The sequence below is a fragment of the Bradyrhizobium sp. genome, from assembly GCF_035309285.1.
GTDB lineage: Bacteria > Pseudomonadota > Alphaproteobacteria > Rhizobiales > Xanthobacteraceae > Bradyrhizobium.
Window position 1 is genome coordinate 1 of record NZ_DATGFH010000045.1, and the last position, 12,643, is coordinate 12,643.

Sequence of the window (12,643 nt, forward strand, 5' to 3'; positions counted from 1 at the left end):
CGACGGCACGATCGTGCCGTCGATCATGTGACCGATGCCGTCGGCGCGCAGTTGTTTCAGGAGCGGAGCGGCGCGCTCCTTGTTGGCCTGGAACAGATCGGATTTCGGCGTGACCTTATCCATGGACGGTCTCCGCCTTCAGGGCTTCATGGATGTTGTTGCGCTTCCAGCTCACTTCCTTGTCGTTGATCTGCATGTCGAATGACAAAGCGAATTTGCTCTGCGCGAATACCGGATCGAGATGCGCTGACAGCGCCTTGAAGATATGCTCGCCGGCCTTTTTGCGGGTAGGGAGGTCGCGGCCCTCGCCAAGCCGCAGCACCATGTCCAGAAAGCCGAGGTTCGGATTGCCGTCGGCGATCGCATAATGCTCGCATCTGATGGCGCGGACACGGATGCCGCCGAGCGGAAAGATGCTGGTCTCGATCGCGGCCTTGCGGACGACTTCGACGATTTTCCTCATGTCCACGCGGTCACCGAGGTTGGCGGAATATTCGATCGTGAAATGCGGCATGGCGGTTTGCTCCAAAGTGGCTCAAGCGAAATAACAACTCACCGAGCCGTAGGCTCCATAGTCGGCCTGGATTGTGTCGCCCTTGCGGGCCTCGATCGGACGGATGAAGGAGCCGGCGAGCACGACCTGGCCCGGCTCCAGCGCCAGTCCATGCGGCGCGATCTTGTTCGCGAGCCACGCGACCGCGGTGGCGGGATGATTGAGCACGCCGGCGGCAAGCCCGGTCTCTTCCAACTGGCCGTTCTTGAAGCAGAGCGCGCCGATCCAGCGGAGATCAGCATCAAGCGGCTTGATCGGACGCCCGCCGAGCACGATGCCGGCATTGGCCGCGTTGTCCGCGATGGTGTCGAAGATTTTTCGCGTAGCCTTGGTCTTGGGATCGACGCGCTCGATGCGCGTGTCCAGAATCTCCAGCGCCGGCACGACAAAATCGGTTGCGTTCAAGACGTCGAATAGCGTGCGATCCGGGCCTTCGAGCCGCTTGCCCATGATGAAGGCGAGCTCCGCTTCCACCCGCGTGGCAATGAAGCGATCCGTCGGCACCAGCCCGCCATCGGCAAAGAACATATCGTCGAGCAGCACGCCGGAATCCGGCTCATCGATATTGAGCGCGCTTTGCATCGCCTTCGACGTCAGGCCGATCTTTTGGCCCTTGACCACACGGCCGGCCCCGACCTTGATCTCGATCCAGGCTTTCTGGACCGCGTAGGCGTCGTCGAGGGTGATCGAGGGAAATTCCTGCGAAAGCTGGCGGATTTGCGTGCGCGTCTTCTCGGCGCGGTCGAGGCGCTCGGCGGCGGCACGGATTTCTGCAGGCGAAAGGGCCATGGGAGACTTCGCGAAAAGGGATGCAACGAAGTACTTAACATGTTAAGTGTTGCGGATCAAACCCCCTTTGGTTCATGTTGCATTGCAAACTCGTTAGTCCCGAAAAGCGGATGACACGCAAGAAGCCAGCCAACGGATCGCAATCGGCCAAGGTGCTTGACCGGCGCGTGCCCATGCGCGAGTTCTCGCGCTCGCTGCCGATGTCGCTCTTGCGCGCGCGCGAAGCGGTTATGCGGCAATTCCGCCCGTCGCTGCGCCGTCACGGTCTCACCGAGCAGCAATGGCGCATCCTGCGTGCCCTGGCCGCGATCGACGCCATCGAAGTGACCGAGCTTGCGCGGACCGCCTTTTTGCTGGGGCCAAGCCTTTCGCGAATTTTACGCGATCTCGACGCGCGCGGCCTGATCGAGCGCAAGACCGCGAAGACGGATATGCGCCGTGGCCTGATCTCGATCTCGGAGAAGGGGATCAAGCTGATGGAGGTGGTAGCGCCGTCGTCGGAGGCGATCTACGCCGCCATCACCCGCCGCTACGGTGCCAGGAAGCTCGCGGAGCTGCAGGAGATGCTCGGCGCGCTGGAGGCAAGCCTCGCTGGGCTGGAGGCCGGCGGCGAGGGGGAGGCCGAAGGCGGAGGATGAATGCAATTTTTGCATTCTTGCATGATCAAGCATCCCTGCCCAAGCCATGGACATTCCCGCGATTTTTCGCTCAAAGTGCCGCCCAGGCCGCCTCATAAAATCGGCGTCGGAGCACCGCGCGAGGTCAGCGGCCAAGTCAGCATCCAGCGGGCGACGGCTAGCCCTCGAACTGAAGAAACCGCAAAAGGAAACGCGATCAAATGCCAAATAAAGTCAAGCAAATCTGGGCCTCGGGCAAAGCGGTGGTGAACGCCTGGCTTGCGATCCCCTCCGGCTTCACCGCCGAGATGATTGCGCAGTGCGGTTTCGACAGTGTCACCGTGGACATGCAGCACGGCGTGCAGGACTACCTCTCCATGGTGCAGTGCTTCCAGTCGATGCACGGCCATCCGGTGACCCCGATGGTCCGCGTCCCCTGGAACGAGCCGGGCATCGTCGGCAAGGTTCTGGATGGCGGCGCCTATGGCGTGATCTGCCCGATGATCAACACGGTGCAGGAAGCCAAGAACCTCGTCGCCTATTCCAAATATCCGCCGCACGGCGTCCGCTCCAACGGCCCGATCCGCGCCGGCATGTATGGCAGCGCGGGCTCCTACCAGAAGACCGCCAACGACGACATCGTGCTGTTGCCAATGATGGAGACCAAGACCGCGGTCGAGAACATGGAAGCGATCCTGGATGTGCAGGGCATCGACGGCGTCTATATCGGCCCGTCCGATCTCGGCTTCTCCTACGGGCTCGAGCCGAGGCTCGACCGCACCGAGCCGGAGATCCTCAAGATCTACGAGAAGATTGTGAAGGAATGCGAGAAGCGTAAGCTTCACCCCGGCATCCACTGCGGCGGCGCCGATGGCGCCGTGCGCGCGATCAACATGGGCTTCAAGCTCGTGACGCTGTCAAACGAGGTTGGCCTGATGTCGACCTACGCCAAGATGCAGGTCAATCAGACCCGCAAGGATGCCGGCGGAAAAGCGTAACTTGATCCTCTCGCTCTCCCCGCTCTTGCGGGGAGAGGGTTGGGGTGAGGGGCCTCTGTCCGCGGGCACCAGTGGCAGTTGAGTTCGCGGCTTGCCCCTCACCCGGATCGCTGACGCGATCCGACCTCTCCCTGTAAGAACGGGGAGAGGTGAATTGGAAAGATGAAGGAGACATCGCCATGGCCTCAGCACCCGTTATCCGCCTGCATCCCGACGACGGTGTGTTGATCGCGCGCGCGAGTCTGCCGCCTGGCACGGTGGTCGCCGAGGGCGTGACCACGACCGAGCGCGTTCCGGCGGGTCACAAGGTCGCGATCAAGCCGATCGCAACCGGCGCGCCGGTCATCCGCTACGGCCAGATCATCGGCTTCGCCACGCAGCCGATCTCGCCCGGCCAGCACGTGCATACGCAAAACTGCGGCATGGGCGATTTCGACAAGGACTATGCCTATGGCGTCGACGTCAAGCCGGTGCCGAATTTCGATCTTCCGGCGACGTTCGACGGCATCCGCCGCCCCGACGGCCGCGTCGCCACCCGTAACTATATCGGCATCCTCACCTCGGTGAATTGCAGCGCCCACGTCGCGGGCCTCGTCGCCGACGTCTTCAAGAAGAACCCGTTCACTGGCGACAATCCGCTCGCCGATTTCCCGAATGTCGACGGCGTGGTGGCGCTGACCCACAAGACCGGCTGCGGCATGACCCAGGACGAGCCGCTAAAACTGCTTCGGCGCACGCTTGGCGGCTATGCGCGGCATGTGAATTTTTCGGCCGTCGTCGTGCTTGGCCTGGGCTGTGAGGTCAACCAGATCGGCGGGCTGATGGAAGAGCAGAAGCTCGCTGGTCGTCTGCGCTCGATGGACATCCAGGAGAAGGGCGGCACGCGCAAGACCACCGAAGCGGGCGTTGCTTTTGTGAAGGAAGCGCTGGCGGATGCGAACAAGGTGAAGCGCGAGACGGTAGCCGCGAGCGAATTGACGGTTGCGCTCCAGTGCGGCGGCTCCGATGGATACTCCGGCGTCTCCGCCAATCCGGCGCTGGGTGCCGCGAGCGACCTCCTCGTGCGGCATGGTGGCACGGTGATCCTCTCCGAGACGCCCGAAACCTACGGCGCCGAGCATCTCCTGACCCGCCGCGCGGTCAGCCGCGAGGTCGGCGAGAAGCTGGTCGGCCTGATGCGCTGGTGGGAGGAGTACACCCAGCGCGAGGGCGCGGAGATGAACGCCAATCCAAGCCCCGGCAACAAGGCGGGTGGCCTCACGACCATCCTCGAAAAGTCGCTCGGCGCGATGGCCAAGGCCGGCAGCACCAATCTTGTCGACGTGCTGCACTATGCCGAGCCCGTCACTAAAAAGGGCTTTGTGTTCATGGACACGCCCGGCTACGACCCGGTGGCAGCGACCGGGCAGGTGGCAGGCGGCGCCAACATGGTCTGCTTCACCACCGGCCGCGGCAGCGTGTTCGGCTGCAAGCCCGCGCCCTCGATCAAGCTCGCCACCAACACGCCCATGTACAAGCGGATGGAAGACGACATGGACGTCAATTGCGGCACCATCCTCGACGGCGAGGAGACCGTGCAGGAATGCGGCCAGCGTATCTTCGATCTCATGCTGAAGACCGCCTCCGGCCAGCCGACCAAGAGCGAGAGCTTTGATTTCGGCGGCGCCGAGTTCGCGCCCTGGGTGCTTGGGGCGACGATGTAGGTTTCCAGCGCCGCGGCAATCGTCATTGCGAGGAGCGGAGCGACGAAGCAATCCAGAACGTTTCGGTGGAGGCGGTCTGGATTGCTTCGCTTCGCTCGCAATGACGGCCAAATCCACTGATCCGCCCTGACGTAGGCACCTCATGCCCGTTGTTCGTGCTTGATCCGTCCCGGCACCGGTGGTCTGCTCAAAAAGGGAGCCGGAGGTAGCCCGTCCGTGTCGATCTACGTCGCACTGCATCACGTCACCCATTACAAATACGACCACCCGATCGACCTCGGCCCCCAGACCATTCGCCTGCGCCCGGCGCCCCACACGCGGACGCCGATCCTGAGCTACTCGCTCAAGGTCACGCCCGCGAACCACTTCGTGAACTGGCAGCAGGACCCGCAGGGCAATTGGCTCGCGCGCTACGTCTTCCCGGAGAAGGCGACCGAGCTGAAGATCGAGGTCGACTTCACGGCGCAGATGACCGTCGTGAACCCGTTCGACTTCTTCGTCGAGCCTTATGCGAACGCGTTCCCGTTCCACTATCCCGTTGGTCTGAAGACCGAGCTCGCGCCGTATCTCGAGACCATCGCGCCCGGGCCGCTGCTTGCAGCCACCCTGAAGGAGCTTCCGCGCGAGGCGGATTCGACCGTCAGCTTCCTGGTCGATCTCAACGCGAATTTGCAGAAAAAGATTCGCTACATCATCAGGATGGAGCCGGGCGTTCAAACACCGGAGGAGACGCTTTCCGCAAGCGCCGGATCGTGCCGCGACTCCGCCTGGCTGCTCATCCAGATCTTGAGGCATCTTGGGCTCGCCGCCCGCTTCGTCTCCGGTTATTTGATCCAGCTTCGCCCGGACATCGATCCCGTCGAAGGATCGCGCGAGGTCGAGAGCGATTTCACCGACCTGCATGCCTGGGCTGAGGTCTATCTCCCGGGGGCGGGGTGGATCGGCTTCGACGTGACCTCGGGCATGCTCACCGGCGAGGGCCACATCCCCGTCGCCGCCACGCCGCACTATCGTTCCGCTGCACCGATCTCCGGCACCGCAGCGGCGGCGAATGTCGATTTCGGCTTCGAGATGAACGTCAAACGCATCCGCGAAGCGCCTCGCATCACAAGGCCTTTTTCGGATGAAGCCTGGGCGCGGCTCGATGCGCTGGGTGAGCAGGTCGATGCCGATCTGGAGGCCCAAGATGTGCGCCTCACCATGGGTGGCGAGCCGACCTTCGTATCCATCGACGACATGGAGTCGCCGGAATGGAACACTGCCGCCGTCGGCCCGACGAAGCGCGGCCTTGCCGACGAATTGATCCGGCGCCTGCGCGCGCGCTTCGCGCCCGGCGGCCTCCTGCATTACGGGCAGGGCAAATGGTATCCCGGCGAAAGCCTGCCGCGCTGGGCCTTTGGCCTCTACTGGCGCAAGGATGGCGTGCCGGTCTGGAAGAACTCCGACTTGATCGCCAGGATCGAGAATCCGCGGAAAGCCGACGTCGCCGACGCAGAACGCTTCGCGGAAGCGACCGCGAGCAAGCTCGGCCTGTCCTCCGAATTTGTGTTGCCGGCTTTCGAAGACCCGAGCCACTGGCTGCAGAAGGAGGCCGGACTGCCGCCGAATGTCGATCCCGGCGATTCCAAATTGGCCGATCCCGAGGAGCGCGCACGGATGGCGCGCGTATTCGATCAGGGCCTCAACACGCCGCGCGGCTTCGTGCTGCCGATCCAGCGCTGGAATGCGGCTGCGCCCCGCTGGCGCAGCGAGCGCTGGCAACTTCGCCGCGGCAATTTGTTCCTGATGCCGGGCGACTCGCCGCTTGGCTTGCGCCTGCCGATCTCCTCGCTGCCTCATATCCCGCCGCAGGACTATCCGTACATCAACGAGCAGGATCCGCTCGCCCCGCGCGAGGCGCTGCCGCTGTTCAATCAGGTCGCCGCGGCGCCGGGTGCACCGGCTCAGGCGGTGCAGGAGCAGAGTCCAATAGGCAGCGGCGGTGTGCGCACCGCGATGTCGATCGAGATCCGCGATGGCGTGCTCTGCGCCTTCATGCCGCCCGTGGAAAAACTCGAGGATTACCTGGAGTTGGTCGCCGCCGTTGAAGCGACCGCCGAGGAGATGCAGATGCAGGTTCATGTGGAAGGCTACGCGCCGCCCCATGACCCCCGCATGCAGGTGATCAAGGTGACGCCCGATCCCGGCGTGATCGAGATCAACGTGCAGCCGGCCAAGAGCTGGCGCGAGGCGGTCGACATCACCACGGGCCTCTATGAGGACGCCGCGCGGACACGACTTGGCGCCAATAAGTTCCTGATCGACGGCCGCCATACCGGCACCGGGGGCGGCAATCACATCGTGGTCGGCGGTGATACGCCGCAGGACTCGCCGTTCCTGCGCCGGCCCGATCTCCTGAAGAGCCTTGTGCTGTATTGGCAGCGCCATCCGTCGCTGTCCTACTTCTTCTCGGGCCTGTTCATCGGCCCGACCAGCCAGGCGCCGCGGATCGACGAGGCCCGGCATGACAGCCTCTATGAACTGGAGATCGCGATCTCGAAAGTGCCGCCGCCCGGCGGCGAGATCCCGCTGTGGCTGGTCGACCGCCTGTTTCGGCATATCCTGGTCGACATCACCGGCAACACCCACCGCGCCGAAATCTGCATCGACAAGCTGTTCTCGCCCGATAGCCCGACCGGCCGGCTCGGTCTCGTCGAATTCCGCGCACTCGAAATGCCGCCTGATCCGCGCATGTCGCTGGCGCAGCAGCTTCTCGTCCGCGCGCTGATCGCAAAGCTCTGGCGCGAGCCGCAGAACGGCAAGTTCGTGCGCTGGGCCACCGCGCTGCATGACCGTTTCATGCTGCCGCACTTCATCTGGGAAGACTTTCTTGATGTGCTGGATGAGCTGAAAGCCTCCGGCTATGCGTTCTCGCCGGACTGGTATCTGGCGCAGCTCGAGTTCCGCTTTCCCGCCTTCGGCCGCGTCCATCATGGCGGCGTCACGCTGGAGCTGCGGCAGGCGCTGGAGCCCTGGCATGTTCTGGGCGAGGAGGGTTCCGCCGGCGGCACGGTGCGCTATGTCGATTCCTCGCTCGAACGCCTGCAGGTGAAGGCTGAAGGCTTTGTCGAAGGCCGCCACGTCGTGACCTGCAACGGCCGCCACCTGCCGATGAGCGGAACCGGCCGCTCGGGCGAGGCGGTCGCCGGCGTGCGCTTCAAGGCCTGGCAGCCGGCCTCGGGCCTGCACCCGACCATCCCCGTCCACGCGCCGCTCACGTTTGACCTCATCGACACCTGGAACGGGCGCTCCTTGGGCGGCTGTGTCTATCACGTCGCCCATCCGGGCGGTCGCAATTATGAAACAAAGCCGGTCAATTCTTACGAGGCGGAGGCAAGACGACTGGCGCGCTTCCAGGATCACGGCCACACGCCCGGGAGGATCGATCCACCGCGCGAAGAGCGCAGCCTCGAATTTCCTCTCACTCTCGACTTGAGGACTCCGCTCCCGCATTGAACAATGGCGCTTTGGGAGAAGAGTCGGATGGCGGATACCGAGGCGGGCCAAGGAGGGGTGCAAGCGGCAGGAGCGGCAAGCAAGTCCGGCCCGGCGCAGCGGCGGGTGGCGCAATGGGTGCGCGACTATGCCCGTCTTCCGGGTATTCCCGACGAATATATCGGCGAGGACGGACCGCGCGCGGTCTGGAGCCGCTTCCTCGATGCCTTCGGCTCGCTCGCGCCCGCCGATATCGAGCGCCGCTTCGCCGCCGCCGACCGTCACCTGAAGGAGGCCGGCGTCACCTATCGCCCCCCCGGCGAGAGCGCCGACCGGCACTGGCCGCTCGCCCATCTGCCGCTTCTGATCGACGAGGCCGACTGGCAGCAGCTTTCCGCCGGCATCGCCCAGCGCGCCCAGCTTCTTGAGCTCGTGCTGCGCGACATCTATGGCGACGGCAAACTGATCGCCGATGGCGCGATCCCGGCCGCCGCGATCGCCGGCAGCAACGAATATCTTCGCCCGATCTCTGGCATCAAGCCGCCGGGTGGCCGTTACCTCAGCATGTATGCCGCGGACGTCGGCCGCGGGCCCGACGGGCGCTGGTGGGTGCTGAGCGATCGCACGCAGGCGCCCTCCGGCGCCGGCTATGCGCTGGAAAATCGCCTCGTGCTGTCGCGCGCCTTTGCCTCGCTCTACAAGTCGATGAATGTCGAGCGCGTCGCGCCGTTCTTCGAGGCGTTTCGCGACGGCCTGCGCAACTCGGCCGATCGCGACGAGCCCCGCATCGGCCTCTTGACGCCGGGCTCGTTCAACGAGACCTATTTCGAGCACGCGACGCTCGCGCGCTATCTCGGCTTCCTTCTGGTCGAGGGCGAGGATCTCGCCGTCTCCGGCGACCGCATCCATATCCGCACCGTCGCAGGACTGAAGCGGCTCGACGTGCTGCTTCGCCGCCTCGATTCCAATTTCCTCGATCCGCTCGAGCTCGACGCCTCGTCGCATCTTGGCGTGCCCGGATTGATCGACGTGCTGCGCAAGGATGGCGTCGTCATCGCCAACATGCCGGGCTCGGGCGTCCTTGAGGCGCGGGCGTTGCTCGGCTTCCTGCCGAGCCTGTGCCGGAAACTGCTCGGCGAAACCTTGATGATGCCTCATATCGCCACCTGGTGGTGCGGCCAGAAGGCGGCGCGCGAGGAGGTGCTGTCGCGGCTCGACGAGATGGCGATCGAGGGCGCCTATACCCGCGGCGTGCCGGGTTTTGAGAGCAACGGTCCGGTGCTCGCGGGCGAACTCTCCGGATCCGAGCGCGAGCGGCTGGTCGCCGCCATCAACGAGCGCGGTATCGACTTTGTCGGCCAGGAGCTGGTGCGCCTGTCGACAACGCCGGTATGGGACGACGGCCATATCGTGCCGCGGCCCTTCGTGCTGCGCGTGTTCGCCGCCGCGACGCCGAAGGGCTGGACCATCATGCCCGGCGGCTTCTGCCGGATCGCCGATCAGCTCGACGCCCGCGCCGTGTCAATGGGCTACGGCGCCCGCGCCGCCGACGTCTGGGTGGTCGCCGACAGGGCGGTCTCGGCTCATACCCTTCTGCCGGGCACCGATACCGTGCGCATCCGCCGCATCGCCGGCGTCTTGCCGAGTCGTGCGGCCGATAATCTGTTCTGGCTCGGCCGCTATCTCGAACGGGCGGAAGCGACGCTGCGGCTGGTGCGCGCGCTCGGCACCCAGCAGCGCGATCCCGGCAAGGGCACCTCCAATCTGCAGCACGCGGCCGAGCGCATCCAGCGCATGCTGGTCACCTGGGGCGCCATCACCCAGATCTCGCGCGCGCACCCCGCCAGGGTCGCGGCCGAAGCGCTGCAGTCGGAGGAGCGCTTCGGCTCCTGTCTGTCCCTGGTGCGCTCCGCCCAACGCACCGCGACCTCGCTGCGCGAACGGCTGTCGCCCGACGCCTGGCAGGTGATCACCGAGATGACCGAGCGGCTCGCCGAAGAGGTCGACGACGACGACGGCATCATCAGCGCGGCGGAATTGACCCTCCAGGAGCTCGCGAGCTTCGCCGGGCTCGCGCAGGAGAACATGAACCGCGCCGCGGGCTGGCGTTTCCTCGACATGGGCCGGCGCGCCGAGCGTGCCATCAACACCGCGCGCTTTGCGCGGCAGTTCGCCTACGACGAGGCGACTGATGAGGACCTCGATGTTCTTCTGACGCTGGTCGACTGCCAGATCACCTACCGCTCGCGTTATCTGCTCGCCCCATTGCTTGAACCGGTACGCGATCTTGCGGTGCTCGATCCCTATAACCCGCGCTCGGTCGCCTTCCAGGTGCAGGCGCTGAACGAGCACATCGCAAGCCTGCCGGCGCTGCGCGAGAGCGGCCTGATCGAGCGGCCGCAGCGGCTCGCGGTCGCCGTGCAATCGATGCTGACGACAGCCGAGGCAGCTCACCTCGACACCCAGACGCTGTTCTCGCTGGAGCAGGACCTGCTCGCGCTTTCGGATGCCATCGGCCTGCATTATTTCCCGCACGGCCCCAACGCCACCCGGCCCGAAAAGCTGACGGGGCTGGCGTGATCTACGACATCCGTCACGTTACGACTTACGCCTATGAAAACCCGGTCAGTTTCGCCCGCTGCTCCCTGCGGCTGGAGCCGAGGAGCGGCGACGGGCAGGAGCTGATCTCGCACAGCGTCGAGATCCGCCCGCGTCCGGCCGAGCGCACCTCGCGACGCGATTTCTTCGGCACCTTCACCGAAAACGTCGTGATTGAGGCGCCGCACAGGACTCTGCGGATCGATTCCCGCTCTCGCGTTTCGGTTTCGCGCCGCGCGTCCGGCCGCGCCGCGTCGAGCCCGCCCTGGGAGAGCGTGCGCGATGTTGCGTTTGCCGTCACCAGCCTCGGGCCGTCGTCGCCGGTGAGCTATGTGTTTGCGAGCTCGCTGGTGCCGGTGTTGTCGCCGGTGACAAGCTACGCGGCCGCGAGCTTTGCGCCCGGCGTTGGCGTCCTGGTCGGCGCGGTCGATCTGATGCATCGCATCAAGAGCGAGTTCAAATACGACCCCAAGGCGACCGTGATCTCGACGCCGCTCGGCGACGTGTTCGAGAACCGCCACGGTGTCTGCCAGGATTTTGCGCATGTGATGATCGCGGGCCTGCGCGGCCTCGGCTTGCCGGCCGCTTATGTCAGCGGCTATCTGCGCACCATTCCGCCGCCCGGCAAGGAGCGGCTGCAGGGCGCGGATGCAACGCACGCCTGGGTCTCGCTCTGGTGTGGCGCCGATCTCGGCTGGATCGGCTTCGATCCGACCAATGATCTTCTCGTCGAGAACGATCACATCATCCTCGGCGTCGGCCGTGATTTCGCCGACGTTTCTCCCGTGGATGGCATCATCGTGGGATCGCCGAAGCAGAAGCTCAATGTGGCGGTCGATGTCGTACTTGTGGAGTAGGGGCGCCCTTGCCGGTCGGGTGCCGGCGGTCTACCGTTCGGCGAGGGGGATCGCATGCGCAGCTCCGCTTATGTCAGGCATGGATTGCGGATCCTGCTTGCGGGATTGGCCTGCATGTCGTGCTGCAAGCTTGCGGTCGCCGGCGACGCCGATGATGAGGACGCCGCGACACCGCCAAGTGCCATCCCGAATATCTATCTCGACATGCGCACCAGCTATTCGACGGTGCCGGCCGGTTCGCTGTCGATCGGGCTCGGGAGTAGCGCGATCAACACCGTCATCGAGACCATCCAGGCACTTTCCCGGACGGGCAACAGCCCGCTGCTTCCAGCCAATCTCGCCTCGCCGGCAAGCCGGTCGGCCGCGATCGACCTGCCGCTGACGGTCGATGTCTCCGATTCTGTGTCGATCTATGGCGGCGCGACGGCAAGTACCACGCAGACCGATCTCACGGGCTGGAGCTCGCTCGCGGTCACGAGCTGGCATCTCGGTTTCCAGGCCGACCTCTACCAGCAGAACGGCGGCTTGCTTCCGACCGCCACGTTGCAGACGACGGTGACGCGATCCGTCCCGGACGGCCCGCTCGCGACAACGACGTTCAACAACATCCTCGAATTCAACTACGCCTTCGACAAGGACGAGACGCGGGGATGGCTTGCCGGCGTCCAATATACCCTGATCGACATCGATACCCCGCTGGCACGGATCGGTTCGAACACGATCGGCTATGTCGGTGCCTATTATCAATGGCCCAGCAACTGGAAGGTCACGGGCCGTGTCGGTCTGCAATCCTTCGGCGGTGCGCGGCTGTTGCAACTGGCTTCGATCGCTTCCTTCACGCAGCCGATCGTCCGGCTCGATCTCGACCGCATGGACGACAACGACAACCGCCTGTTCGGCGTCACCGCGGAGATCGCCTGGGTGCCGAAACCGGCCTATCAGCTCACGCTGCGGACGCCGCTTTATTTCGTGCGGAATTGATCGGGTGCTTGTTCGATTGTTCCACGATCGGAACAGCGGGAACGAATTGCAAGAGGAGCCATTGTGTCTGGTG

9 protein-coding genes are annotated in these 12,643 nt (G+C 64.8%); 7 read left to right on the forward strand and 2 right to left on the reverse strand.

The features are described 5' to 3' along the window. Nucleotides 1-115: 115 nt before the first annotated feature. Together VKR55_RS09610 and hpaH are read right to left on the reverse strand one after the other, a co-directional pair. Entirely contained in the window at nucleotides 116-514 is a 399-nt protein-coding gene (locus VKR55_RS09610; RefSeq protein WP_324402227.1) for a 5-carboxymethyl-2-hydroxymuconate Delta-isomerase, read from the reverse strand. A gap of 21 nt (nucleotides 515-535) precedes the next feature. After that, a complete protein-coding gene (gene hpaH / locus VKR55_RS09615; RefSeq protein ID WP_324402229.1) occupies nucleotides 536-1,342 on the reverse strand; it encodes a 2-oxo-hept-4-ene-1,7-dioate hydratase in 807 nt (268 codons plus the stop codon). Nucleotides 1,343-1,452: 110 nt separating this feature from the next. On the opposite strand from hpaH, the gene hpaR reads away from it, so the two are divergent. The 7 genes from hpaR to VKR55_RS09650 all read left to right on the forward strand — a co-directional run bounded on the left by hpaR (nucleotide 1,453) and on the right by VKR55_RS09650 (nucleotide 12,570). Further along, nucleotides 1,453-1,980, forward strand: a complete 528-nt coding sequence (gene hpaR, locus VKR55_RS09620) for a homoprotocatechuate degradation operon regulator HpaR (RefSeq protein WP_324402231.1) — start codon at nucleotides 1,453-1,455, stop codon at nucleotides 1,978-1,980. Between the two features lie 200 nt (nucleotides 1,981-2,180). Beyond that, nucleotides 2,181-2,957, forward strand: coding sequence for an HpcH/HpaI aldolase family protein (locus VKR55_RS09625; RefSeq protein WP_324402233.1), 777 nt, complete (start codon nucleotides 2,181-2,183; stop codon nucleotides 2,955-2,957). A 179-nt stretch (nucleotides 2,958-3,136) separates the two neighbouring features. Beyond that, complete coding sequence (locus VKR55_RS09630; protein ID WP_324402235.1) at nucleotides 3,137-4,660, forward strand: UxaA family hydrolase; 1,524 nt, start codon at nucleotides 3,137-3,139, stop codon at nucleotides 4,658-4,660. Between the two features lie 216 nt (nucleotides 4,661-4,876). Beyond that, nucleotides 4,877-8,155: a transglutaminase family protein gene (locus VKR55_RS09635; protein ID WP_324402237.1), complete on the forward strand. Its 3,279-nt coding sequence runs from the start codon at nucleotides 4,877-4,879 to the stop codon at nucleotides 8,153-8,155. A 27-nt stretch (nucleotides 8,156-8,182) separates the two neighbouring features. Further along, nucleotides 8,183-10,714, forward strand: coding sequence for a circularly permuted type 2 ATP-grasp protein (locus VKR55_RS09640; RefSeq protein ID WP_324402240.1), 2,532 nt, complete (start codon nucleotides 8,183-8,185; stop codon nucleotides 10,712-10,714). After that, nucleotides 10,711-11,589 carry a transglutaminase family protein gene (locus VKR55_RS09645; RefSeq protein WP_324402242.1) on the forward strand — a complete coding sequence of 293 codons (879 nt, stop codon included), beginning with the start codon at nucleotides 10,711-10,713 and terminating at the stop codon, nucleotides 11,587-11,589. Before VKR55_RS09640 ends, VKR55_RS09645 begins: the two co-directional genes overlap by 4 nt. Before the next feature lie 54 nt (nucleotides 11,590-11,643). Further along, the gene (locus tag VKR55_RS09650) at nucleotides 11,644-12,570 is read left to right on the forward strand and encodes a hypothetical protein (protein WP_324402244.1); all 927 of its coding nucleotides are present in this window, start codon (nucleotides 11,644-11,646) and stop codon (nucleotides 12,568-12,570) included. The last annotated feature ends 73 nt before the right edge of the window (nucleotides 12,571-12,643 follow it).